At 66.2% G+C, this 22,160-nt stretch carries 23 protein-coding genes, 2 tRNA genes and 1 pseudogene; 13 read left to right on the forward strand and 13 right to left on the reverse strand.

The window, feature by feature from the left end:
- The first annotated feature begins 45 nt into the window (after nucleotides 1-45).
- The 5 genes and pseudogenes from ACOGI7_RS16560 to ACOGI7_RS16580 all read left to right on the forward strand — a co-directional run bounded on the left by ACOGI7_RS16560 (nucleotide 46) and on the right by ACOGI7_RS16580 (nucleotide 3,754).
- A complete protein-coding gene (locus tag ACOGI7_RS16560; protein ID WP_419849843.1) occupies nucleotides 46-771 on the forward strand; it encodes a VIT1/CCC1 transporter family protein in 726 nt (241 codons plus the stop codon).
- Entirely contained in the window at nucleotides 768-1,628 is an 861-nt protein-coding gene (locus ACOGI7_RS16565; protein WP_419849844.1) for an SDR family NAD(P)-dependent oxidoreductase, read from the forward strand. The genes ACOGI7_RS16560 and ACOGI7_RS16565 overlap by 4 nt, the downstream gene beginning before the upstream one ends.
- Before the next feature lie 63 nt (nucleotides 1,629-1,691).
- Nucleotides 1,692-2,753: pseudogene (locus ACOGI7_RS16570) on the forward strand (class I SAM-dependent methyltransferase).
- A gap of 50 nt (nucleotides 2,754-2,803) precedes the next feature.
- A tRNA-Glu gene (locus tag ACOGI7_RS16575) sits at nucleotides 2,804-2,879 on the forward strand.
- 101 nt (nucleotides 2,880-2,980) lie between these two features.
- Nucleotides 2,981-3,754 carry an SDR family NAD(P)-dependent oxidoreductase gene (locus tag ACOGI7_RS16580; protein WP_419851533.1) on the forward strand — a complete coding sequence of 258 codons (774 nt, stop codon included), beginning with the start codon at nucleotides 2,981-2,983 and terminating at the stop codon, nucleotides 3,752-3,754.
- A gap of 51 nt (nucleotides 3,755-3,805) precedes the next feature.
- Here the strand turns inward: ACOGI7_RS16580 and ACOGI7_RS16585 are convergent, their stop codons facing one another.
- A complete protein-coding gene (locus tag ACOGI7_RS16585) occupies nucleotides 3,806-5,062 on the reverse strand; it encodes a multidrug effflux MFS transporter (RefSeq protein WP_419849845.1) in 1,257 nt (418 codons plus the stop codon).
- Between the two features lie 48 nt (nucleotides 5,063-5,110).
- On the opposite strand from ACOGI7_RS16585, the gene ACOGI7_RS16590 reads away from it, so the two are divergent.
- Nucleotides 5,111-5,878: an SDR family NAD(P)-dependent oxidoreductase gene (locus ACOGI7_RS16590; protein WP_419851534.1), complete on the forward strand. Its 768-nt coding sequence runs from the start codon at nucleotides 5,111-5,113 to the stop codon at nucleotides 5,876-5,878.
- Here the strand turns inward: ACOGI7_RS16590 and ACOGI7_RS16595 are convergent.
- Nucleotides 5,875-6,549 carry a class I SAM-dependent methyltransferase gene (locus tag ACOGI7_RS16595; RefSeq protein WP_419849846.1) on the reverse strand — a complete coding sequence of 225 codons (675 nt, stop codon included), beginning with the start codon at nucleotides 6,547-6,549 and terminating at the stop codon, nucleotides 5,875-5,877. The two genes, ACOGI7_RS16590 and ACOGI7_RS16595, sit on opposite strands and share 4 nt — an antisense overlap.
- Nucleotides 6,550-6,678: 129 nt before the next feature.
- Here ACOGI7_RS16595 and ACOGI7_RS16600 point away from each other — a divergent pair, with 129 nt between their 5' ends.
- Both ACOGI7_RS16600 and ACOGI7_RS16605 read left to right on the forward strand, forming a co-directional pair.
- Nucleotides 6,679-7,494: an LLM class F420-dependent oxidoreductase gene (locus ACOGI7_RS16600; RefSeq protein ID WP_419849847.1), complete on the forward strand. Its 816-nt coding sequence runs from the start codon at nucleotides 6,679-6,681 to the stop codon at nucleotides 7,492-7,494.
- A gap of 87 nt (nucleotides 7,495-7,581) precedes the next feature.
- Nucleotides 7,582-7,854, forward strand: a complete 273-nt coding sequence (locus ACOGI7_RS16605) for a hypothetical protein (RefSeq protein WP_419849848.1) — start codon at nucleotides 7,582-7,584, stop codon at nucleotides 7,852-7,854.
- A gap of 18 nt (nucleotides 7,855-7,872) precedes the next feature.
- Here the strand turns inward: ACOGI7_RS16605 and ACOGI7_RS16610 are convergent, their stop codons facing one another.
- Both ACOGI7_RS16610 and ACOGI7_RS16615 read right to left on the reverse strand, forming a co-directional pair.
- Nucleotides 7,873-8,919, reverse strand: coding sequence for a hypothetical protein (locus ACOGI7_RS16610; RefSeq protein WP_419849849.1), 1,047 nt, complete (start codon nucleotides 8,917-8,919; stop codon nucleotides 7,873-7,875).
- Complete coding sequence (locus tag ACOGI7_RS16615) at nucleotides 8,916-9,455, reverse strand: UGSC family (seleno)protein (RefSeq protein WP_419849850.1); 540 nt, start codon at nucleotides 9,453-9,455, stop codon at nucleotides 8,916-8,918. Before ACOGI7_RS16615 ends, ACOGI7_RS16610 begins: the two co-directional genes overlap by 4 nt.
- A 79-nt stretch (nucleotides 9,456-9,534) precedes the next feature.
- Here ACOGI7_RS16615 and ACOGI7_RS16620 point away from each other — a divergent pair, with 79 nt between their 5' ends.
- The 4 genes from ACOGI7_RS16620 (at nucleotide 9,535) to ACOGI7_RS16635 (ending at nucleotide 14,295) form a co-directional block, all read left to right on the forward strand.
- Nucleotides 9,535-10,527 carry a hypothetical protein gene (locus ACOGI7_RS16620; protein WP_419849851.1) on the forward strand — a complete coding sequence of 331 codons (993 nt, stop codon included), beginning with the start codon at nucleotides 9,535-9,537 and terminating at the stop codon, nucleotides 10,525-10,527.
- An 86-nt stretch (nucleotides 10,528-10,613) separates the two neighbouring features.
- A complete protein-coding gene (locus ACOGI7_RS16625; RefSeq protein WP_419849852.1) occupies nucleotides 10,614-12,425 on the forward strand; it encodes an ABC transporter substrate-binding protein in 1,812 nt (603 codons plus the stop codon).
- A 53-nt stretch (nucleotides 12,426-12,478) separates the two neighbouring features.
- Nucleotides 12,479-13,423, forward strand: coding sequence for an ABC transporter permease (locus ACOGI7_RS16630; protein ID WP_419849853.1), 945 nt, complete (start codon nucleotides 12,479-12,481; stop codon nucleotides 13,421-13,423).
- On the forward strand, nucleotides 13,420-14,295 hold the full coding sequence (locus ACOGI7_RS16635; RefSeq protein ID WP_419849854.1) for an ABC transporter permease: 876 nt from the start codon (nucleotides 13,420-13,422) through the stop codon (nucleotides 14,293-14,295). The genes ACOGI7_RS16630 and ACOGI7_RS16635 overlap by 4 nt, the downstream gene beginning before the upstream one ends.
- Nucleotides 14,296-14,311: 16 nt before the next feature.
- Here the strand turns inward: ACOGI7_RS16635 and ACOGI7_RS16640 are convergent, their stop codons facing one another.
- From ACOGI7_RS16640 to ACOGI7_RS16670, 7 genes are all read right to left on the reverse strand, one after another.
- Nucleotides 14,312-15,262: a transglutaminase family protein gene (locus ACOGI7_RS16640; RefSeq protein WP_419849855.1), complete on the reverse strand. Its 951-nt coding sequence runs from the start codon at nucleotides 15,260-15,262 to the stop codon at nucleotides 14,312-14,314.
- Nucleotides 15,259-16,278, reverse strand: a complete 1,020-nt coding sequence (locus ACOGI7_RS16645; RefSeq protein ID WP_419849856.1) for an alpha-E domain-containing protein — start codon at nucleotides 16,276-16,278, stop codon at nucleotides 15,259-15,261. The genes ACOGI7_RS16640 and ACOGI7_RS16645 overlap by 4 nt, the downstream gene beginning before the upstream one ends.
- Nucleotides 16,278-17,732 (reverse strand): circularly permuted type 2 ATP-grasp protein, encoded by a 1,455-nt coding sequence (locus ACOGI7_RS16650; RefSeq protein WP_419849857.1) that lies wholly within the window; start codon nucleotides 17,730-17,732, stop codon nucleotides 16,278-16,280. Before ACOGI7_RS16650 ends, ACOGI7_RS16645 begins: the two co-directional genes overlap by 1 nt.
- Nucleotides 17,733-17,792: 60 nt before the next feature.
- Nucleotides 17,793-18,206: a PIN domain-containing protein gene (locus tag ACOGI7_RS16655; protein WP_419849858.1), complete on the reverse strand. Its 414-nt coding sequence runs from the start codon at nucleotides 18,204-18,206 to the stop codon at nucleotides 17,793-17,795.
- On the reverse strand, nucleotides 18,206-18,493 hold the full coding sequence (locus tag ACOGI7_RS16660) for a type II toxin-antitoxin system Phd/YefM family antitoxin (protein ID WP_419849859.1): 288 nt from the start codon (nucleotides 18,491-18,493) through the stop codon (nucleotides 18,206-18,208). Before ACOGI7_RS16660 ends, ACOGI7_RS16655 begins: the two co-directional genes overlap by 1 nt.
- A 51-nt stretch (nucleotides 18,494-18,544) precedes the next feature.
- A tRNA-Pro gene (locus tag ACOGI7_RS16665) sits at nucleotides 18,545-18,619 on the reverse strand.
- 71 nt (nucleotides 18,620-18,690) lie between these two features.
- On the reverse strand, nucleotides 18,691-19,170 hold the full coding sequence (locus ACOGI7_RS16670) for a CarD family transcriptional regulator (protein WP_419849860.1): 480 nt from the start codon (nucleotides 19,168-19,170) through the stop codon (nucleotides 18,691-18,693).
- 145 nt (nucleotides 19,171-19,315) lie between these two features.
- On the opposite strand from ACOGI7_RS16670, the gene ACOGI7_RS16675 reads away from it, so the two are divergent.
- Nucleotides 19,316-20,338 (forward strand): hypothetical protein, encoded by a 1,023-nt coding sequence (locus tag ACOGI7_RS16675; RefSeq protein WP_419849861.1) that lies wholly within the window; start codon nucleotides 19,316-19,318, stop codon nucleotides 20,336-20,338.
- A 3-nt stretch (nucleotides 20,339-20,341) separates the two neighbouring features.
- On the opposite strand, the gene ACOGI7_RS16680 is transcribed toward ACOGI7_RS16675, so the two are convergent.
- Nucleotides 20,342-21,055 (reverse strand): DUF429 domain-containing protein, encoded by a 714-nt coding sequence (locus ACOGI7_RS16680; RefSeq protein WP_419849862.1) that lies wholly within the window; start codon nucleotides 21,053-21,055, stop codon nucleotides 20,342-20,344.
- Nucleotides 21,048-21,722 carry a glutaminyl-peptide cyclotransferase gene (locus tag ACOGI7_RS16685; RefSeq protein ID WP_419849863.1) on the reverse strand — a complete coding sequence of 225 codons (675 nt, stop codon included), beginning with the start codon at nucleotides 21,720-21,722 and terminating at the stop codon, nucleotides 21,048-21,050. The genes ACOGI7_RS16680 and ACOGI7_RS16685 overlap by 8 nt, the downstream gene beginning before the upstream one ends.
- Nucleotides 21,723-22,160 lie beyond the last annotated feature (438 nt).

The following is a 22,160-nucleotide window of genomic DNA, read 5'->3' on the forward strand; positions in this document are numbered from 1 at the left end:
TGGTTCTTCCGCCGCAGCACGACAAAAGGGCGGTAGGTTGAGACGGTGTTCGCACGTAAGAGCAGCGGCTCGGGGCACTTGGGCGAGGGGCATCACCGAAATGTGACCCGGGGCGGGTACCGGGCGGCGGTATTCGGGGTGAGCGACGGCCTGGTGTCCAACGTTGCTCTCATCCTCGGTGTGGCCGGAGCCAGTTCGGGCCAAGAACTGGTGCGAATTGCCGGTTTGGCCGGGCTGATCGCCGGGGCGGTGTCTATGGCCGCGGGAGAGTATGTGTCCATGCAGGCCCAGCGAGAGCTGCTGGAGCGGGAGCTGGAGATGGAGCGGCGGGAGCACGTTCGCAACCCGGAGCATGAGGTAGAGGAACTGGCCGAGATTTACGAATCCCGAGGGGTGGATCCCGACACGGCCCGGGAGATGGCGGCCAACATCATGGAAGATCCGGACAAGGCACTGGAGGTCCACGCCCGAGAAGAGATGGGCATCGATCCCAACGAGTTGGGCAACCCGGTGTTTGCGGCGACCTCCTCGTTCATTGCCTTCGCCATAGGCGCGGTGCTGCCCCTGCTGCCCTGGTTCTTCACCGGCGGCAACGGCGCCATCGTGGGGTCGATCCTGCTCGGGGTGGTGGGCGCAGTGCTGGTGGGCGGTGCGCTGGCCTTGGCCACCAACCGGTCAATCGTGCGGGGATCGCTCCGCCAGTTGGTCATTGCTGCGGCGGCGGCCGCTATCACATTTGGCATCGGCTCCGCAGTGGGGGTGGGAGTATGACTGATTGGGAATGGACCTTGGGCGGCCTCGAGAGCGACAAGCCTCCCGTTTGGAGCGATGACAACGTCTTGGACCCGTCCAGCGTGCTGCTCACCGACAAGGTTGCCATCGTCACCGGCGGCGCTCGGGGGATCGGAGCGGCCACCGCCGTGGCACTGGCCCGCTTCGGCGCCGATCTGGCCATCTGCGACCGGGAGGCCGACGATATGGCCCGCACCGCCGCCGCAGTGGAAGCGCTGGGACGCCGCTGCCTCACCGGGCTGTTCGACGTCCGCCATCCCGAGCCTCGGGATGCTTGGCTGGCGGAGGTTGCCGAGACCTACGGCCGGGTGGACGTGCTGGTGAACAACGCCGGCGGCACGTTCAATTCCCCGTTCGCCGACATCAACCTCAAAGGCGAGGCCGCGCTCATCGCCGAGAACTTCACCCAGGTCACCGGGTTCATCCGAGGGTGCATCCCGTTGATGAGCGAGGGCGGGTCGATCATCAACGTCACTTCGATCGAGGCCCATCGGGCCGGTCCTGGCTTCTCCATCTACTCGGCGATGAAGGCAGGTCAGGCCAACCTGACCATGAGCCTGTCTTTGGAGCTGGCGCCGGCCGGTATCCGGGTCAACTGCATCGCCCCCGACGTGATCCCCACGGAGGGCGAGCGCATGCTCGGCGACGAGAGCACCGACGAGAGATCCCAGTTGGCCCCCCAGCCGTGGCTGGAAGGCGGCTCAGTTCACGACTGTGCCGCCACGATTGTGTATCTGGCCGGGGACATGTCCCGATTCGTGACCGGCTCCACCATCCATGTGGACGGCGGCAACATTGGCGCTGCCGGCTGGAAGCGCCGCACCACCAACCGCTAGTCCACGTAACCCAACCGCCTAGAGTTCCAGCCGGTACATCACCGCGAAGGAACTGACATGGACATCGACGTTGACCGGGTAACCGAGATAGCCGGCGAGGTCGCCACCCACATGGCCGGGGCCACCACCATGGCTATGGTCCACATCGGCGACGAGCTGGGCCTGTATCAGGCCATGGCGGGAGCGGGGCCGATGACTGCGGAAGCCCTGGCCGACGCCGTCGGCTGCCATCCCCGCCTGGTCACCGAGTGGCTGCGCCAGCAGGCCGCAGTCGAGTTGGTGGAGATCGACGGCCAGAACGACGACGACGTCACGTTCCGGTTGACCGACGAGGCCGCCGCGGTGCTGGCCTGGGAGGTGAGCCCCGCGTTCTTGGCCGGAGGCATCGGCATGTTCCGGGCGATGTTCGCCGACATGGACGACATCCTTGAAGCCTTCCGGGGCGATGGCGGTTTGGCGTGGGGTGACCACCACCCCTGTCTGTTCACCTCCACCGCCCGGTTCTTCCGCCCTCAATACGAGATGTACCTGGCCAACGAGTGGATCCCGGCCGCCGATGGGATCGACGAGCTGCTCCGCGCCGGGGCCACCGCCGCCGACGTGGGCTGCGGCTGCGGCGACTCGGTGCAGATCCTGGCCTCGGCCTACCCCGACTCGCACTTCACCGGGTTCGACTTCCACGGCCCGTCCATCGACCAGGCCAGAGAACTGGCCGCCAACGTCGGGCTTCCCAACGCATCGTTCGAAGTGGCCGACTCCAAGGGCTACCAGGGCGCCTACGACGTGATCTTCTTCCTCGATTGTCTGCACGACATGGGCGACCCGGTGGGCATTGCCGCCCACGCCCGCAACCAGCTGGCCGAGGGGGGCTCGGTGCTCATGGTGGAGCCGTTCGCCCTCGACGGCCACGTCCGAAACCTGACCGAGAACCCCATGGCCGCCACGTCATACGGGGCATCCGCCGTGTTTTGAGTCCCGTGCTCTCTGGCCCAGCCGGTCGGCCTGGGAATGGGTGCACAAGCTGGCGAAGCGGCCATGCGAGAAGTCTTCACCGCCGCCGGATACTCCAGCTTCGAGCGAGTCACCGAGACCAACGCCAACATCATCTACCAAGCCCGCCCGTAGTTTTTCGGATCGCCCAAACCCCAAAGAAGCCGGTACACTGCGGCGTTCCTGCCCCGTTCGTCTAGAGGCCTAGGACGCCAGATTCTCAATCTGGTAACACGGGTTCGAATCCCGTACGGGGTGCCAAATCTGCGGATGAGCTTGCGACCGTATGCACTGCGGTTTTGGCGCGCGAGACTGGCGCCGACCCAAGTACGACAGAGGAAACGGAGCAACTGATGGGCCGAATGGACGGAAGAGTCGCACTGGTGACCGGAGCTAGCGGTGGGATTGGCATGGCTACGCTGCGCCGGCTGGCGGAAGAGGGCGCCGCGGTGGTGGGCGTCGACTTGGTGGACGAGGCGGGCGAGAAGCTGGTGGCAGAGTTGACCGAGGGCGGCGCTCGGGCGGTGTACCAGCACTGCGATGTGGGCTCGCTCGACGAGGTGACCGCCGCGGTAGAGCGGGCGGTGTCGGAGTTTGGCCGCATCGACGTGCTGTTCAACAACGCCGCCACCAGCACCGGGGGCTACATCCCCGAGCTCGACCCCGAGGGCTGGGACGCCAGCCTGCGGGTGATGCTCACCGCCGCCATGTACGGAATGAAGGCCGCCATTCCCCACATGGCCGCCCAGGGGGGAGGGTCCATCATCAGCACCTCGTCGATCTACGGAGTGGTGGCCTCGCCGGGCAACGCCCCCTACTGCACGGCCAAGGCGGGGCTCATCAACCTGACCCGCACCGCGGCGGTGGAATGGGGGCGCAAGAACATCCGGGTCAACGCCATCTGCCCCGGCGTGGTGGAGACGCCCATGTATGGCGCGGTGCTCGACATCGGCCTCAAGACCCACGAGGAGATCTCCGACATGCACGCACTGGGCCGGACCATCAAGCCCGAAGAGATCGCCGATCTGGTGCTCTTTCTGGCCTCAGATGAGTCGTCGGCCATCACCGGCCAGGCCATCGTCATCGACGGCGGCCTCCTGTCCGATTGCAATTTGACCGGAGTGCCACCGGCCTGACGGCCCCCGGGTCTGACGGGCCCGTGATCTTGTGAATGAAGCCCTAGCTGATCAGCCGGCTTCGATTCCCGTACGGGGTGTCATTGCTTGGGTTCGCTGGTGGTGGAGGGCGAAGAGTTGGCAGGCTAGGGCGGCGGTGCCGTAGGCGAGGTAGCCGACGCCGACGGGGGTGACTGAGCCGCTGATGGCCCGGTTGATGAAGAAGGCCAGCCCGGCGCCGAACAGGGCCATGGTGAAGCCGAGCACGGCGGCGGCGGTGCCGGCCATCTCGCCCATAGGCTCCAGAGCCAGGCTCTGGCCCAGCGGGAAGAATGCCACCATGCAGGCGTTGGCCAGGCTGAAGATGGTGATCCACAGAATGAACGGCGGCCTGCCTCCGGCGGCCAGGGCCAGGCCCAGCATGGTTCCTGCCGCGCAGATTTGTAGACAGCCCGCCCCGAGCGCCACGGAGCGGGCTCGGAAGCGGTGCAGCGCCCGGTTGTTGAGCAGCGTCACCAGGCCCATCCCGGCCGCCATGATCGAGAAGTAGGGGACGAACCAGTGCTCCTGATCGAAGACGTCGTCGAAGATCAGCTCGGAGCTCGCCAGGAATGAGAAGAAGGCCCCGGCGGAGAACATGGTGGCCAGGGTGTAGCCCAGCGTCACCGGGTGGGTGGTGACCGACCGGAAGCCTTCCATCGTCGATCGAAAGGCCAGCGGTCGCCGGTGCTCGGGCTTTAGCGTTTCCTCCAGTCGCAGCGACCACGCCACGATCACCACGGCAGTGAACACGCTGAAGGCCATCACATACCGCCACGACCCCAACTCCACCAGGCCCTTGCCCAGCGGCGGACCGGCCACTGGGGCCCAGAAGAACACCGCCATGACCAGGGTCATCACCCGGGCCATGGCGTCTCCGGAGTAGTAGTCGCGCACGATGGCCTGGGCGGCGGTTCGGGGGCCAGCCGCCGCGAAACCCCAAATGAAGCGGCTGACATAGAGCATGCCCAGCGACACCGACAGGGTGGCCATGAGCGACGCCAGGCCGTACAACACCATGCTTCCGACGAGGATCCTCTTTCGACCCAGAGCATCGGCCATCGGGCCGTAGACCAGGTTGCCGACACCCGATCCGGCGAAGAACAGTGTGATGGTGAGCGACAGGCCGGTGGAGTCCTCCGGCAGGTTGAAGGCCTCCCGCATTTCCGAGAATGCCGGGAGCAGGGTGTCGATGGCCAACGCCGACACAGCGCTGACCATGGCGATGAAGAGGATGAACTCCCGTTCGCCCAATCGGCGACCGGTGTGAGTGGGTGCGGGAGCGGTCACACCGGCCGACTTCTCATAACGGCGTAGCCTGTCCCTCCTATGGCGAATATGTCAAAGGAGTTAGAGGGCAAGGTGGCGCTGGTCACCGGCGCGGCACGGGGGCTGGGTGCCGAGATCGTGCGGCGCATGGTGGCGGCCGGGGCCCTGGTGACGGCCGCGGACAAGCGGGTGGACGATGGGGCTGCGGCTGCTGCCAAGGCCGGGGCGCAGTTCATCGAGCTCGACGTGACCGACGCCGAGCAATGGGCCGCTGCGGTGGATGCGGCTGCCGTCGGCGGCCGCCTGGACATCTTGGTGAACAACGCGGCGATCACCCGGGTGGTTCCGATCTTGGACTGCGATCCTGCTGAGTTCCGCAAGGTGATCGATACCAACCTGGTGGGCACCTTTCTGGGCATCCGGGCCGCCGCGCCCGCCATGGCGTCGAGCGGGGGAGGGTCGATCGTGAACCTGAGCTCGCCCAGCGCTTTCGAGGGCACCGCGGGGATGCCGGCCTATTCCACGTCGAAGTGGGGCATCCGGGGGCTGACCCGCACGGCGGCCCTGGAGCTGGCCGACTTGGGCATCCGGGTCAACGCGGTGGTGCCCGGTGCGCTGCGCACCGCCATGACCCGCCGGCCGGGATGGGAAGACGAGGACTACCAGCGCCACTACGGCGCCACCGTGCCGCTGCGGCGCATGGCCGAACTCGGAGAGGTGGCCGACCTGGTGATCTGGCTGGCCTCCGACCAGGCCTCCTACTGCACCGGAGGCGACTACGCCGCCGACGGCGGCCTGGGAGCGGGCTCGCCCCCGCCTCTACCCGAGAGCGGTTAGTTCGAGTAGTCGGGGTTGAACTGGACCTCGTCCTCTACTCGGTGGAGCCAGGGGTACAGCTCGGCGGGGCGGCGGGCGATGACCGCCAGCTGGTTGGACTGGCGCTTGAACAGGGCACGGAGCAACCGCAAAGCAGGCTTGGCCAGTTGTCCGGCCAGACGCCGACGGTGGCCGGTGGCCACGGCTGTGGGCAGGCGCAGGCCGTAGCGGAACTCGATGCGGGGCTCGCCGGTGGGGTCGTAGGACCGCAAAGTCTTCACCACCTCAGACTCGGTCCAGCGGTACACGTGGTTGGGCACGCCGGTGTTGTCCAGCCCGCCGGTGCGAAACCCCTGGTCGGTGACCGCGGCCAGCTCGTAGGCGTCGGCCATGCCCACCCGAACGGCCAGCCGCATCAGAACGCTGTCTCGGGCCTCGATGGCCACGATCCCCTCCCGGCACACCCGGTACATCTCCACCAAGGCCCGGTGGGGGGAGCGGCAGTGGTGCAGTCCTTCCGATACGAACACCCAGTCGAAGGAGCGGTCGTCATAAGTCAGCGACTGGGCGTCCTGGAACGACCACGCCCCGTCGGGCACCAGCGGGGCGAACGCCTCGTCGAGGTTGGAAATCACCACATCGGTGAATCCCAGGGAGGACAGCAGCTCCCAGTCCTCGATGCCGGCGCACACCGCCAGCAGGCGAGTATCGGCATCCAGGCCCAGGCTGGTTAAGGTCTCAGCGGCGAATTTGCGGTCCAGGATCCCTCTCCTGTCTCAGGCGTGGTTAGCCATCGTACGGCGACCGCTAGGTTGCTGAGGGTGAAGTTCGGGTTTCCCTTCATCTCGCTGCACCCGGGGGCATGGGTGGAGGTGGCCCAGGCTGCTGATGAGGCCGGGTTCGAGTCGTGCTGGATCGCCGACCATCTGGTGTTCCCAGTGGAGATGGAGGGCTCGCTGGGCGACGTCGACCACCCCAACGTGCCGGCCACCGTGCCGGTATACGACGCTCCGTCCTACCTCTCGTTCCTGGCCGGCCAGACCTCCCGCATCAACCTGGGTGCGTACGTGTACCTGGCCGGACTGCGCCACCCGTTCACCACTGCCCGGGGCTTCGCTACCTTGGATCACGTGAGCAACGGCCGGGCGCTGGTCGGCGTGGGGGCGGGATGGCTGCGCAACGAGTGGACGGCCGCGGGGATGGACCCCCGCACCCGGGGGCGCCGGCTCGACGAGGCCCTCGACGTGTGCGTGCGGCTCTGGACCGAGCCCGAGGTGGAGCACCACGGCGAGTTCTACGAATTCGAGCCGGTGGCCTTCGAGCCCAAGCCGGTGCAGCAGCCCCATCCCCCGATATTGGTGGGCGGGCTGTCGGACGCCGCGCTGCGCCGGGCAGCCCGCTACCAGGGGTGGATGGGCATGGGCGACACCTTCGAGTCGGTGCGAGCCGCGGCCGATCGCCTGGCCGAACTGGGCGCGCCCGACATCGAGATCACCGCCCAAGGACGGTGCGAGACGCTCGACGACTTGCGGCGCTGGGAGGATGCCGGCGCCCATCGTCTGGTGGTCACCCCCTGGGAGAGCACCAGCAAGGCGGTCGAATCGCTCCAGCGGTTCGCGGAGCGATTCATCGCCTGACCATCGCCGGTTGGAAATGTGTCAAAAACCCCTGGGGAGGGCGTACAATGGCATTTCTGCGCACGCAACGTCTGACTAGGGATTGCCATGGGTCGAGGATCAGAGAGCTTTCAGAAGCGACAGCGAGAGAAGAACAAGCGAGAGCGGGCTGCGGCCAAGCAGGCCCGCCGCCACGGCAAGCTTGAGGTTCCGTTCGAGGAAGAGGATGAGGCGCCTTCCACAAACGGAAAGTCAGAAGCCGAGTTGTACGAAGACTTCCGCCTGCTGAGCGAGAAGTACCAGTCCGGGGGAATGGACGAGGAGACCTACGAGCAGCGCCGGGCCGAGATCTTCGAGCAACTCGGCCTTGAGGTCCACTGACCTCTTGCGGCTCGTTCGCTATCCAGCGGGCACTGCCCGACTGGTGGGCATGCCCAGCATGCACGACAATCCCGCCGACTGAAGCCCGCCCGCGCCACCGGCCACCAGGATCACGAAGTAATCGGGAGAGGGCACGATCGGCACCCGGTCGTTCTCGATGGCCACACCGAGCTGCTCCAGCACGTCTCTGGTGGGCTGGCGCCGATAGGGGGGGTAGAAGTCCAACGGCACTCGGGCTTCAGCGAACAGATGCTCTCGCAGTTCCTGCTTGGTGGGCAGAAGGCTGGCCACCATCTCGGCGATGACCGGGCTCATCACCAGCACGGTTGGGAAGGGGTTGGGGGCGTCATGGCCCCCGCACGGCCCGCTAATGGCCAGGCCGTTGGTCACGTGGTGCAGCACCTGGTCGGGCTCGTGGTGCATGTCGGTGATGGGCCACATCCCGTTCACGGCCAGCACGGTGACCACATCCTCGTCGGCGTCGAACCCCAGTTCAGTGTGGTAGGGCGGCCACGGGGAGGCTTCTTCGTTCTCGGCCACGCACAGCGAGGTGACCTTGCCGGGCCAGCCCAGCGGCGCCTTGTCCACCTCGCCGGGGATGGCCCCGCCGATGTTCACCAGTGCCAGTCGCATCGCTCGTCCGACAGTGGCGTTGGCGTGCGATCCGGGCCCGAAGCATCCGGCACCGTAGTTGAAGCCCAGACGATGGCGGATCGGGCCGTTCACCACCAGCATCGGGCCCACCGGGTTGGTGGTGGTCTGCACCCCGTGGGCGTTCATCTGGGGGTCGCAGAAGGCGTCGATAGCGGCTATCAGCACCGGCATCGCCTCAGACGAGCATCCGGCCATCACCGCGTTGACCGCGATCTTCTCCACCGTGGCTGGCGCGTTCAGCGGGGGCACGTCGCTCACCACATGGTCGGCCGACAGCCCGGAAGCAGCCACTGCGGCAGCCACCCGCTCAGGGGTGGGGGGAACGACCGGCAGCCCATCGGACATGCCCCGTTCTCGCAGATAGGCCTCGACTTCTTCGTGGCCCCCCTCGATTGTGACCCGTTGGGTCATGCCACCAATGCGTCCACGATGTCGTCGAGGCGGGATGCGATGTCGGCTCTGATGTCATCCTCAGACCACTCGTCGTAGCCCGACGGCAACACGATCAACGGCTGGTTGTCCACCCGCAGGCCCCGGGCAGTGGCCTCGGCCAAGCCCCGGAACTGCTCGGTCACCAAGCCCACTGCCGGAGTCCCCATGGCTTCCAGCGTGCTGCTGGCGTGGATACACCACGCCGTGCACGAGCCTCAATTGCCCAAACCGCTGATCACCGCGTCGACTTCCTTATGGAAGGCCTCCATCTCCTGCTGATACTGCTCGGGGTCGGCGCCGTGCATCGGGCCGCTGGCTCGAACCACTACTCCGGCCGCCCCGGCCCGGTTTACCAACTGGTGGGACAGCTCATCGGCCATGATCGCCATAGACCGCCACATGTCGTTGTCGATGATGCCCACCACCGCGCCAGCCAGCGAGTCCTTGCGAATGGCGAGCGGCTGGGCCGGCTCGTTCACCTCGCCGGTGGGCAACAAGATGGTGGTCGTTTCCATGGAAGCTCCTCCCAGAAAACTCTCGACGACTCTGGCGAGCCCTTCTGGTCCACCCTACCCCGTGCCGTATTGTGTCGCGATGCGCACAACGACGCTTCCCCGGCCCCCGGTCATCATGGAACAGTCCCTGGAAGACCCCGATGTGCTGCTGGGCATATTGCAACGGCAGTCGCCCCATCCGCTGACGCTGGCCGGCGCAGAATTCGTCGAGAGCCGGGCCGCGCTGCGAGCCGGAGCCCGCACCGGCGACGTCCCCCCGTTCGTCGATGTGGTTGACGGCGAACCCCGGATCCCACCGGTGTTCCGCACCACGTGGGGTGCCGAACACCAGGCCGTGGAGGGGGCTGACACCATCGTCAACAACCCCCGGTTCATCGAGGCCGCCCGGCAGCTCTATGGCGCCGAGGTGGTGCGGCCCTATTTCACCTACGTGAACATCAACGCTCCCAGCGGCCAGTACGCCCGCCACACCGACATTCCCTCCTTTCGGGGGGTCGGCCGCAACGAATACCCCACCTGGCTGCTCAATTGCATGATGCACTCGGGCTGCTTCGATCGTTGGCGGGTGCGGATCGCCACCGCGGTGTGCTGGTACTACGAGGGCACCGGCGGGGAGTTCACCTATTGGCCCGAGGGTTGGGACGGCGACATGGTGACGGTGAAGCCGCCCTACAACTACGGCGTTATGGGCGACAACGACTACATGCCCCATCGGGTGGAGACCATCGGCGCCGAGGCCGACTACGCCAAATACGGCTTCGACGCCACCATCGCGCTCACTCCCGACCGCCAGTGGATCATCGAAGAGCCCGGCCATGAGCCGGTGATCCACGCCTTCGACGAGGTGCGGGTGTCGCTGTCGTGGAAGGCCTTCGTGTTCGACGACCCCCAAGAAGCCGAGGTGTACGACAAGCACCTGGACGACCTGGACGAGCCCACGCTGATCGCCACGATGGCCGAGGACTGCGCCCGCCGGGGCATGGCTGTGCCCGACGGGCCCGACGCGCTGGCTAATCCCGAATTCGGGGAGCGGATCAGAGAAACCTACTTGTCCCCCGAATTGCGGTTCTGACTGCCGCTGTCCGAACACGAACAGGACGCGCGCTTTCGACTCCTGCGGTACGGTGGTGGCTACTGCCGATACGGGGGGTTTGTGACGTGTTCGGTCTCAGGCGGGTTTCGAAGTTGGCATGCTGGCGCTGGCTGGCTTTGTTCTGCGCGCTGGCGCTGGTGGCCTCAGCCTGCGGGGGGGGGAACGACGATGACGCCGGCGATGGCGGCGGTGTGGCCGCTGAGGCCACCGCCGCTCCTGAGGCGCCCTCTGGAGACGGCGACGGTGACGCCCCCGCTCCCAGCGACGACGGCGAGGACGAAGCCCAACCCAGTACCGATGACAGCGGCGACCAGGGCGATGGAGCAGATGAGGACACCTCAGCCCCCGAGCCCGCGGCCACGGAGGCGCCCGAAGCAGCGGTGGAGCCCCAGTACGGCGGCACGCTGGTGGTTGGGCTGGAGGCGGAGACCACCAACGGGCTGAACCCGGTCAATGCCCAGGCCGCAGTGTCCGGGCACATCCTGTTCCGGGCTCTGTACGACACCCTGACCGTTGAGGGTCCCGACGGCGAGGCCGTGCTCAACTTGCTGGAGAGCATGACCTCCAACGACGACTTCACCGAGTGGACCATGACCCTGCGTCCGGGGATCACATTCCACGATGGGACACCGGCGGACTCGGCTGCGCTGAAGCGCCATTTCGAAGAGCAGGCCACCGGCACGCTGACTGGCATCGTGGTGAGCGATTGGGATGTCGAGTCCATCGACATCATCGACGATCTGACCATCCAGATGAACTTGGGGAAGTCGTTCGCCCCATTACCCAATTATCTGACCAGCCATCTCGGATATTTCGGGGCGCCGTCGATGTACGACTTGGGTCCGGAGGGTTCGGCCCGCAACCCCATTGGTGCCGGCCCGTTCATGCTGGAGGAGTGGATTCCCAACGAGGTCACCCGGATGGTGCGCAACCCGAACTACTGGCGAACCGACGCCGAGGGTCGTCAGCTTCCCTATCTCGACGCCTTGGAGTTCCGGCCCATCCCCGATACCGATGGCCGGTTCGCGGCCCTTCGGTCCGGCGACCTCGATGCCAGCAGTGTGAACACCGGTCTCAGAATCGACGACTACAACGAGGAGTTCAAGACCTACTGGCAGAAAGACCGGTACAACGAGACCACCTACCTCCTGCTCAACAACTCCCGGCCCCCGTTTGACAACGTGGACTTCCGCCGGGCTCTGGCCCAGTGCACCGACCGCCAGACCTTCAACACCATCCGCTGGGACGGGCAGACACCGTCCACCGGCCCCTTCTCGCCGGGAACCCCCGGCTACTTGGAGGACGCTGGATTCCCGGCCTACGACCCCGGCGCGGGCAGCGCCGCCATTGCCAGCCTGGGAATAAGCGATGTTGAGATCGGCACAACCAACGATCCGGCCAACCTCCTCAACACCGAGCTGATCGCCGCGATGTGGGGAGACTGCGGATTGGACGTGACCATCACCCAGGTCGACCAGGCCGAGTTGATCACCAACGCGGTCTTCGGGCTGTTCACCGCTTTCTTGTGGCGTCAACACGAAGGCTATGACGTGGGCACAGAGCGGGTGTGGTGGCACAGCAAGTTCAGCCAGGGGATCGCATTGAACTTCGGCCGCATCAACAACCCGACGATTGACGCTGCGCTCAACGAGAGTCTGATCACCAAGGACCTCGACCGGCGCAGAGAACTCGCCGAGGAGATCAACCGGGCGTTCGCCGAGCAGGTCCACTACATCTGGTTCTACGAATCGAACTGGTTGTTCGCAACCCAAGACCATGTACACGGCATCGACAACCTCACACTTCCCGGCGGCGTAGAGCACGAGAAGGTGTTCAGCGGGAGGGTGTTCTTGACCGAGGCTTGGATCGAGCAATAGCGGCCGGTTCCGGCCAGGAAGGGCGCTAGCAGGCCAAGGGGCAGGAGAAGCCAGTGCTCCGGTTCTTCGGAACGCGCTTGGCCCAGCTTGCCCTGGTCGTATTGGCAGTAACGCTGCTGTTCTACTGGATGCTGAACCTGCTGCCCGGCAACCCGTGCGTGGCCGCGTTCGGCGGGGCGGCCACCCAAGAGCAGATTGCCGAATGCGAGCGGGACCGCAACCTGGACGACCCGGTGATCGTGCAGTGGGCCAAGTGGGGCGGCGATGTGCTCACCGGGGACTTCGGCAAGTCGTACCTCACCGGGCGGTCATTCGGCGAGGCCCTCAATACCGCGCTGCCCCGAACCCTGCTTCTTTTGGCCTACTCGCAGATCCTGGCGCTGGGCGCGGCCATTCCCCTCGGCCTGTGGTCGGGGTACAAGCAGAACAGCGTGGGCGACAAGATCGCCAGCGGAGGGGCGTTCGCGCTCTTGTCCATTCCGGTGTTCGTGCTCGGACTGGTGCTGATCTTGGTGTTCGCCGTGAGGCTGGACTGGTTCGACTTGAGCGGCTATCAGCCGATCTCAGAGGGGCTGGTCGCCCACTTCAAGGTGATGTTCCTGCCCTCGGTAACGCTGGCCGCCGGGCTGTTGCCCGTCTATCTGAGGCTGCTGCGCACCGATGTCATCGGCACCTTGCAGGAGGACTTCGTGGGCACTGCTCGGGCCAAGGGCCTTCCGGTCCGCCACGTGCTCATCCGCCATGTGCTGCGCCCGTCGAGCTTCACGCTGCTGACCATCTTCGGCATCCAGGCGGCCCAGGCGGTGAACGGCGCCATCGTGGTGGAGTTCTTGTTCGATCTCGACGGGGTCGGATCGCTGCTGGTGGGCTGGGTGGCGGCCCGGGAGTTCTTGCTGGTCCAGACCCTGGTGGCGCTGATCGCCGCGGTCTTCGTCACCGTGACCACGATGGTCGACCTGCTCTACTCGGTGCTCGATCCGCGGGTGCGGCGAAAATGAGCAATGTAGCCACCACCGTCGTGACGGGCTCCCAGCCCGAGGTCGCCCCCCGGCAGCGCCGTCACAATGTCGCCCTTTGGCTGTCGGTGGGGTGGTTGATTCTGGTGATTGCCAGCGCGGTGCTGGCTCCCTGGCTGGGATTCATCGACGACCCCCACAAACCATTGTCGGGGCCGCCAGAAGAGGGTCCGTCGTGGTCGAACTGGTTCGGCACCGACCAGCTCGGCCGGGACATGTTCGCTCGCTCGGTGTGGGGCGGCCGGCTGTCGCTGTCCATCGCCGGTCCCGCGGTGGGCATCGGGATTGTGGTGGGCGGCGTGCTGGGGGTAGTGGCCGGCTACTTCGGCAAGTGGATCGATCTCGGCGTCAGCAGCGTGGTCAACGTGGCGCTGGCCCTTCCCGCGCTGGTGTTCGCCCTGTTCATCGTGACCGTGCTGGGCCAGAGCTACCTGAATGTCACCATCGCCGTGACCATCTTGACGATCCCGGCCATCGCCCGCATTGCCCGGGCCCAGGCGCTGCGGTTCGCCGCTCGGGAGTTCGTGACCGTGGCCGACATGATGGGGGCCAAATGGCCCCGCCTGCTTTTCCGGGAAGTGCTGCCCAACGTGGTGCCCGCCTTGGCCTCGATCGCCTTTTTGGCCATGGGGATCGTGATCATCGCCGAGGGGAGCCTGTCGTTCATCGGGGTGAGCGTGGGCTCGCCCAGCATCACCTGGGGCAACATCCTGGCTGCGGGGAAAGGCAGGCTGGAGGATGCCCCCCACATTGCCCTGATCACCGGCGGAGTGATGTTCGTCACCCTCATGGCACTGAACTTCGTGGGCGACGAGCTGCTCCGGCGTCTCGACGTGCGTGAGGCCCGCATCTAGCCCGACTCCCGCCGACCTACTGCTGCTGTTGCTGCTGCTGTTCTCGGGTGCGGGGGGCTTTGACCGCGGCCAACAGCGAGGGCCGCATAAGGGTTGACGGCTGGCGGGCCGGGTCCATGCGGCGGATCTCCACTGAGGCGTCGACTTCTGGAGTGCCGGGACCGGAGTAGACGCCCCGCAGCGGGGGGACGTCGTCGTAGTCGCGGCCGTGGCCGATCTTGACGTGCTGGCGGCCCACCGCCAGCCGGTTGGTGGGATCCAGCGGCAGCCAGCCCTGGCCGGGCACGGCCGCCTCGAACCAGGCGTGGGTCTGCACTCGGACGAGGTCGCCGTCGATGCTGCCGGCGCGGTCGTTGCTGGAGAACAGGTAGCCCGACGCATACCGGGCCGGGATGCCGATGCTTCGGCACAGGGCCACGGCCAGATGGGCATAGTCCTGGCATACGCCGACGCCTGCGGCCAGAACGTGGGTGATGGGTTGGCCGATCTCGGTGGCCCCGGGCTCATAGGCCAGCCGGTCTCCGACGAACTCGTTCAGCTGCGACACCGCGCTCACCACATCGGACCCCTCGGCCTCGGCCAGCTCTCGGGCCTGCTGGGCCATGGCCTCGTCCCAGTGGGTGTGGCGGGTGGGCTTCAGGAACTCGTCGTGCTCATTGAGAAAACCCGGATCGCCCAGCGACTCCATCGCAGAAGCGGCGGAGTGGGCTGGCGGGTCTTGGGTCTCCACTGAGGCTTCGGCGACGACTTCTAGCTCGACGTGCGATTCGGCGACGCCGAAATGGTCCACCCGGGTGCCCCAGTAGTCGGTGAACGACAGCATCCTGGCCGACGGCTCCACCGACACCCGGTAGCTCAAGAGCTGCTGGCGCTCATCGGAGACCGGGCAGGCCCGCAGCTCGTTCTGAGACTCACGTGCCGGGGAGTCGAAGGCGAACCTCGTGCGATAGCAGATGTCCAACCTCATGACGAGGCTCCCGGGCTGATGGCCTGGCTGTGAAGGTCGAAGGCCTCGGCGTTGCGGAAGAAGTAGCCGCTTACCAGGTCGGCCACTTCCCGCACTCCGGTTTCCAGTTCGCTCAGATGGGCCGGCAGGTTGGCCGCCATGTCGTCGAAGTCGGCGTATTCCAGCCCCGACCGAAGCTGGCCCAGGCGACGCAGGGGCGGGGGGCGGCCGTTGGAGGCGAGGGCTTCAACCTGGGTTTCGCTCAACCGAAAGCAGTAGAGCACCGACCGGGGAAATGAGCCGTTGACCAGCAGGAATCGGGCCACATCAGCGGCCAGGGGGGACGACTGGGAGGCCCGCTGGTAGGCCTCCAGCGCCGACACCGAGCGCAAGGTGAGCGCCATCTCGTCGTACGACGAGCCGTCCATGGCGGGGTAGCGGGTTTGGATGAGGCGACAGGTCATCAGCGCCCGCTCCAGGTTCTGGCCCAACACCAGGAATCGGTAGGCCTCTCCTCGGGCCATCGACGTCTCGAACACCCCGTTGAGCGTCTGGCAGCTCACCCGGATGAAGTCGAGGGTGTGGAACGGGTCTTGCTCCATGGTTGCAGCGAAGTCGTCTTGGCGGAGCCGCAGATAGAACTGGTTGATCTGCTCCCACAGCTCAGAGGGGATCTGGTCGCGCAGGGAGCGGAAGTTCTCCCGGGTGCGGCCGATGCAGAACACCACCGACCCGGCCAGAGCGGGCGAGGCCACCAGCCGGGTGGCGGCTGCCTGCACGTCGATGCCCAGCCCGGCCTCGCTGCGCAGCATCGGAGGCGACGGGGTCATGCCTTCGGCCATGGTCTGCACGTCCTCATCCGGTGCTGGCACTTCCAGGCGCAGGGTGCGGATCAGGTTCTGCATGCGGTCGATGGCCTGGGCCGGAGGCTCGGCCACCGTGCTGAGCAGGGTGGCCCGCACCATGCGGGCGGTGTCCTCGGCCCGCTCCAGGTAACGGCCGGCCCAGAACATGTCCTCGGCGTGTCGAGCCAACATCAGCTTGCCGCAGCCTGATCGAGTTGGCCGGAATCGCCCAGCACCCAGGTGTCCTTGGAGCCGCCGCCCTGTGAGCTGTTGACGATGAGCGATCCCTCCCGCAGGGCCACGCGGGTGAGCCCGCCGGGGATCACCTCCACCTGCTCGCCGCTCAGCACGAAGGGGCGCAGGTCGATGTGGCGGGGGGCGAAGTGGTCGCCGGCCCACGCGGGCAGCCGGGACAGGTTCACCACCTCCTGGGCGATCCAGTTTCGGGGGTCGTCCAAGATCTTGTCGCGGGCCTCGGCCAGTTCGGCGTCGGTGGCTTTGGGGCCGATCACGATGCCGTAGCCCCCCGACTCGGCCACCGGCTTGACCACGAGCTGGTCGAGCCGCTCCAGCACCTCGGCCCGCTGGTCTTGCTCCCACAGCAGGTAGGTGTCGGCGTTGGGGATGATCGGCTCCTCGCCCAGGTAGTACCGGATCATGTCGGGCACGTAGGCGTATACGGCCTTGTCGTCGCCCACTCCGTTGCCCACCGAGTTGGCAATCGACACCGTGCCGGCCCGGGCGGCGGCCATAAGCCCCGGCACTCCCAGGGTGGACTGGGGGTTGAACACCACCGGGTCCAAGAAGTGGTCGTCGATGCGGCGGTAGATCACATCCACCCGCTCCAGGCCCCGGGTGGTGCGCATGGCCACCACGTGGTCGTCCACCACCAGGTCGCGTCCCTCCACCAGCTCCACGCCCATGCTGCGGGCCAGAAATGCGTGCTCGAAATAGGCCGAGTTGAAGATGCCCGGGGTGAGCACCGCCACGGTGGGGTCGTCGCCGCAGGCGGGCGGGGCGATGGACCGCAGGGCTCGCAGGAGCGAGCGCCCGTAATGGTCCACGGAGCGGACCGCTAGGTCGGCGAAGGCCGCGGGCAGCAGCTTGGTCATGGCGGCCCGATTCTCGATCACATAGGAGATGCCGCTGGGGCTGCGCAGGTTGTCTTCCAGTACCCGGTAGGCGCCGTCGCCGTCGCGCACCAAGTCGATGCCGGCCACCAGACAGCGAGCCCCCATGGGAACCGCCACGTTCATGGCCTCGCGCTCGAACCCGGTACACGAGGTGATCAGCCGCCGGGGCACGATGCCGTCGTGGAGAATGGCCTGCTCGCCGGCGTAGATGTCGTCGAGGAAGCGGTTGAGCGCGGTGACCCGCTGGATCAGTCCCCGCTCCAGCATGGCCCACTCCTCGGCGTCGATAACCCGGGGGAACAGGTCCATGGGCCAAGTGCGCTCGGTGCCCTCGTCGCCGCCGTACACCGTGAAGGTGATCCCCTGGCGGCGGAAAGACTCGTTGCGCTGCTCTTCGAGATCCCGCACCTGCTCCAGCGTCAGCCGGTCGAACCACTCCTGCACCGGCCGATAGTGGTCCCGAGTACGCCCATCCCCATCGACAGCCTCGTCGAAGAAGCCTCCCGTGGTCATACGCCATCAGACTAGACTCGCCAAATTGTTGTGGAGTGCCCCCGGGCACCTGTCGTCTGATCAGGCGCGGGCGTCGATGACGTGTAGGGGCCCATCCCAGGCGATCATCTCTTGATCCGTTGTGATTAGGTCACATCCGGCGAGTATCGCTGTGGCGACGATCATCCGGTCTGCTGGATCGTGGCCCGTAAAGCCCTCTTTCCGCAGTCTTCCTGCTCGCAGGGCCATATGCACGTCCAGTGGGATCACCCGGATTCCGTCCTCTTTCGCCTGTTGGTACAACTCGCCCGCATCGACGCTTACGCTGCCCCGTTCCGCAAGCGTGGCTATTTCTAAGAAGGTGATGGCGCTGAGGGCTAGCTCACCGCTCACTGTGGCGGCCTCAACCATGCGATTGGCCGCAAGGCTAATTTCGTGTGTGCGTGCTGCGTCGGTGCGAAGCATGACGTTGGTGTCAAGCAGCAGCGTTGCCATCAGAGATCTAATTCATGGTTGGGACACCAGTCGACACCCCACTCTTCCTCCCCCAAGCGATCGATGTCTACGCCCGGTTCCACCTTGATGAGCTTGCCGTAGCGTTCCCAAAAGCCTTCTGACTGCTTGGGACAGGGCGCTACGACTGCCACCGGGCGGCCGTTTTTTGTGACCGTGACGGTGTCGCCGGTTTCCTCCACGCGGTCCAGGATGCGGGAGCAATCGGCGCGGAACTCGGAGAACGGGATTTTGTCAGGGAGCAATGCGTGCTTGGCGTTCGTTGTCATGGGATGTCTCCCCGGAGATTTGTACAGAGCAATTGTACTACGTTGTCAGGGTCGGGCTGGCCGGATTTGAACCGGCGACCCCCTGCTCCCAAAGCAGGTGCGCTGACCAAGCTGCGCCACAGCCCGTATTAGTGGTCTTGCGCCAGCGTACTCGGAGGCAGGGTGGGGGAGAGAAGCTTGTTTTCCCGATTGGGGAGTCAGGACAGGGCCTGCTCCACCCGGTCGAGGGCCTCGTCTTCGGAGACGTTCAGCGAGAAGCTCAGCTCCGACACGAGCACGTTGCGGGCCTTGGTGAACAGGCTCTTCTCGCCGGCGGACAATCCCTTGTTCTGGTCCCGCAGGGCCAGGTTCCGCACCACCTCGGCCACCTGGTAGACGTCGCCCGACTTGAGCTTCTCCTGGTGGTTCTTGAACCGGCGGCTCCAGTTGGCCGGTTCGCGCACGTCCCGCTTGCGGAGCACCTCGAACAAGTCCTCAACATCCTCGGTGGAGATGGGCCACCGCATCCCCACTTCCTCGGCCTTGGCCACGGGTACCGACAGCACCATCTCGCCGTGGGCCATGCGCAGCACGAGGTATTCGGTCTTCTCCCCGAAGGCCTCTTTCATCTCCTTTTTGACCACGGTCGCAGCTCCGTGGTGGGGGTAGACGACCTTGTCACCTTTTTTGAACGTCATTGTGCTCCGTGGGGGCTCAGGGGAACCTCCTAAGGATGCCACCTATGGGCGCGGTTTTGCATCTTGTCTGAGAACACGGTGCTTGGGGCTGGTTTTCCGTCGGACTGCATGCACCGATGCGGTCCAGCGACCAAGATGGGCGGAGATGGCTTCGCTTCGAACCGAGATAACCGAGATCGTCACCGGGCTGGGGATGCTCGGCTTGGCGTCGGTGGACGAGGCGCTGGCCATTCGCCCTGAGGCGATGGTGGGAGTGGAAGAACGGCACTACGACAAGCTGATCGCCGCTCGGGCCGACGGCAAATACGGGGTGCAGTTCGAGGAGGCCTGGGCCAACGGTGTGGCTTTTGCCGCCGCGGAAGACGGTTTGCGGGGTCGGCAGCCCAAGCGAGTGGAGTGGAAGGGACCGCACCAGGCACCCTCTTATGAGCAGACGCCAGCCGACCTGCGGATCGATCACGTGTATCTGGTGAGTTGCAAGTACGGGTCGAGGCTGCTGCACAACGTGGCGCCGGGGCACCTCTTCGAGCGGCTGCTAGAAGTGAGGCGAACAGGGGCGGGGGACTGGTACGCCAATGTGGCTCTAGCCGAATACCAGGCCCTTTACCAGGCCGCCCGTGAGTATTTGGGCAGCCAGGAGGAAGGGTTCGACGACCTCCCGTCGTCGGTCACCGACTTGAACGCCGACCAGCACAAGCGGCTGAAGCGGCCCTTTGCCCGCCAATGGCCCGAGTCGCTGGCCGAGGCGGCCCATTGGTTCTCGGTGGCGGTTTCGCAAGCCTCCGCCGAGCGGTGGCTGAGGGCGCTGGGCCATCGGGCCACTCGCCGAGAGGAAGCACTGTGGCGCCTGCTGCGGCTTCAGCCTGCGCCCTATTTCGTGCTGGGCACCGACCACCGCCGCCGACCGGTGCGCTACCGGGTGGACACCCCGTGGGACTTCCGCCAGCGGTTCGTGTTCAAATCGTTCGACGTGTGGCCCGAGGCCCGGGTGCAGCCGGTGGTGCGGTGGCGGGGCGACCTGATCGTCAAGGACACCGGCACTCCGGTGTACGTGGACGGCCACGTGGAGGTGCGTTGGAGCCACGGCCGCTTCCAGGGCTCGCCCGAGGCCAAGGTGTACCTCAAGACCCCCCACTTAGAGACTCCCGGCTATACGGAGCTGGCGTAGGGGTCAGGCCCAGATGGCCATCGGGTAGCCGGTGGCGTCCAGTTCTCCCCGCCCCAGGATCAGTGCTGCACTGGCGGCGATGCGCCGGGCGGTCCAGGCCGCGGCTGCGGCGTCGAGCAGGTCGTCTGGGGTCGCTCCCGGAAGGGATGGGGGAGCTGTGCCGAGGTTGTCGAATTCTGGCACCAGCGCAGCCGTGCGCTCGGCCTGTCCGGCCGGTTGGCGCTTGGACACCGTCATGGGCTGACCGGCCAGCACGGCGAAGCTGGTCTCGGGGTGGACTTCGGCGGCCTGGAGCCGGGCCTTAGCGGAGAGGTCTTCTGGGGTCAGCACGGCTCGCACTTCCCGCACTTTGGGCAGCAAGTGGAACGCCTGGATGGACAGGCCCCGGCTGGTTCTCTCTCTTGATAGCCGATTGGCCTCGGCGTGGTCGGCGGCGTTGAGCGCGCCCAGCGGCGGAGTCCAGAACAGCGAGGAGCGGCGGGGGCCGAGCAACTCCCGGGCCTCAATGTCGGAGCGGCGCAGGTCTTGGCCTGGCAGTCCGATGGGCATGTCAACGCCAATGGCCACCAGCCCTTGGGACCGGGCTTCGGCCCATACGTCGGCGAACGACGGCCACACCGAGAACGCCACCGGGGAGCCGGGAGTGGTGGCGGTGGTGGCCATGACCCATCCGCCCTTGGCCGCATCCACACCGGCGACCAGCGGTGTGTCACTCAAAGCGGACCTCGAAGATGGTCGGCCAGCGCTTGCCGGTGATGAGGAACGTCCCGGTGTCGGGTCGATAGGCGATGCCGTTGAGAACATCGTTGCTGTCGGTCAACGCCGGGTGGGGGTTGATGATCCCGGCCATGTCGGCCTCGGCGATGACCGCCCCGGTGTCGGGGTCGATCACCACGATTCGGTCGGTGAGCCAGACGTTGGCCCATACGTCGTCGCCGACGCACTCCAGTTCGTTGAGCCGGTTCACCGGGATGCCGTCGGCCCGGGTGACGAGAACCGTGCCCATCATCTCGAACGTGGTGGGGTGACGGAAGGTGAGCGTGTTCGACCCGTCGCTCATCACCAGACGGTCACCGTCGTGGCACAACCCCCAGCCCTCGCCGGTATAGGTGAAGCTGCCGGATTGCTCGAGCGTGTCCCGGTGGTACACGCCTGCGGTTCCCGCCTGCCAGGTCAGCCAGATGAGCTGGTCGCCAACCAGGGCCAAGCCCTCCCCGAAGTGCCGGGGATCGGCGGCGGTCTCTTGGAACACCCTCCCTGTGGGCAAATCCACCACTCGGAGCACGGATTGCCCCCGTAGCCCGGTGCTCTCATACACCAGCCCGTCGAACCACAGCAGCCCTTGAGTGAACGCTGAGGTGTCGTGGGGATGGGTGGCAACCACCTGGTAGGTGAGTGTTCCCGACCAAGTGGGGGACTGTGTAGCGGCCGCAGAGGGTTCCGCGGTTGCGGGGACGGTGCGCTCTGGGATTGGGGTCGAAGGCTGGTCGGTTGGCTGGGTGGTGGGTTGGACGTCTGTGGGTTGGGAGGTGGGACTTACGGGGGCTGATGTGCTGACCGGGGTGGGAGAGGGGGGCGGGGACTCAGGGGCAGGAGTGCGCTCAGCGGTGGGTGGCGCAGTGGTTGGTTCCGCAGAATGGTCGGCTGTCGATTGGGCCGTGGGAGCAGTCGAAGCAGGTGCCCCGGCTGATGACGTAGCCACCGGGGTTGTCGGGGACGGAGGCGCGTCGGAGCCGCAGGCGGCCAACAGGGCCATGGCAGCCAGCAGCCAGAATGCGATCCTCAGGGTGCGACTAAGAGACAGAGCCGCCATTTTTGCTCA

The organism is Candidatus Poriferisocius sp. (assembly GCF_965204145.1).
Lineage (GTDB): Bacteria > Actinomycetota > Acidimicrobiia > Acidimicrobiales > Bin134 > Poriferisocius.

Bases quoted from the DNA above. Each gene is read 5' to 3' on its own strand.
- ACOGI7_RS16565 (WP_419849844.1), top strand. From the start codon at position 768: ATGACTGATTGGGAATGGACCTTGGGCGGCCTCGAGAGCGACAAGCCT.
- ACOGI7_RS16580 (WP_419851533.1), top strand. From the start codon at position 2,981: ATGGACGGAAGAGTCGCACTGGTGACCGGAGCTAGCGGTGGGATTGGC.
- ACOGI7_RS16590 (WP_419851534.1), top strand. From the start codon at position 5,111: ATGTCAAAGGAGTTAGAGGGCAAGGTGGCGCTGGTCACCGGCGCGGCA.
- ACOGI7_RS16605 (WP_419849848.1), top strand. From the start codon at position 7,582: ATGGGTCGAGGATCAGAGAGCTTTCAGAAGCGACAGCGAGAGAAGAAC.
- ACOGI7_RS16610 (WP_419849849.1), bottom strand. From the start codon at position 8,919: ATGACCCAACGGGTCACAATCGAGGGGGGCCACGAAGAAGTCGAGGCC.
- ACOGI7_RS16620 (WP_419849851.1), top strand. From the start codon at position 9,535: ATGCGCACAACGACGCTTCCCCGGCCCCCGGTCATCATGGAACAGTCC.
- ACOGI7_RS16635 (WP_419849854.1), top strand. From the start codon at position 13,420: ATGAGCAATGTAGCCACCACCGTCGTGACGGGCTCCCAGCCCGAGGTC.
- ACOGI7_RS16640 (WP_419849855.1), bottom strand. From the start codon at position 15,262: ATGAGGTTGGACATCTGCTATCGCACGAGGTTCGCCTTCGACTCCCCG.
- ACOGI7_RS16645 (WP_419849856.1), bottom strand. From the start codon at position 16,278: ATGTTGGCTCGACACGCCGAGGACATGTTCTGGGCCGGCCGTTACCTG.
- ACOGI7_RS16650 (WP_419849857.1), bottom strand. From the start codon at position 17,732: ATGACCACGGGAGGCTTCTTCGACGAGGCTGTCGATGGGGATGGGCGT.
- ACOGI7_RS16655 (WP_419849858.1), bottom strand. From the start codon at position 18,206: ATGGCAACGCTGCTGCTTGACACCAACGTCATGCTTCGCACCGACGCA.
- ACOGI7_RS16660 (WP_419849859.1), bottom strand. From the start codon at position 18,493: ATGACAACGAACGCCAAGCACGCATTGCTCCCTGACAAAATCCCGTTC.
- ACOGI7_RS16670 (WP_419849860.1), bottom strand. From the start codon at position 19,170: ATGACGTTCAAAAAAGGTGACAAGGTCGTCTACCCCCACCACGGAGCT.
- ACOGI7_RS16675 (WP_419849861.1), top strand. From the start codon at position 19,316: ATGGCTTCGCTTCGAACCGAGATAACCGAGATCGTCACCGGGCTGGGG.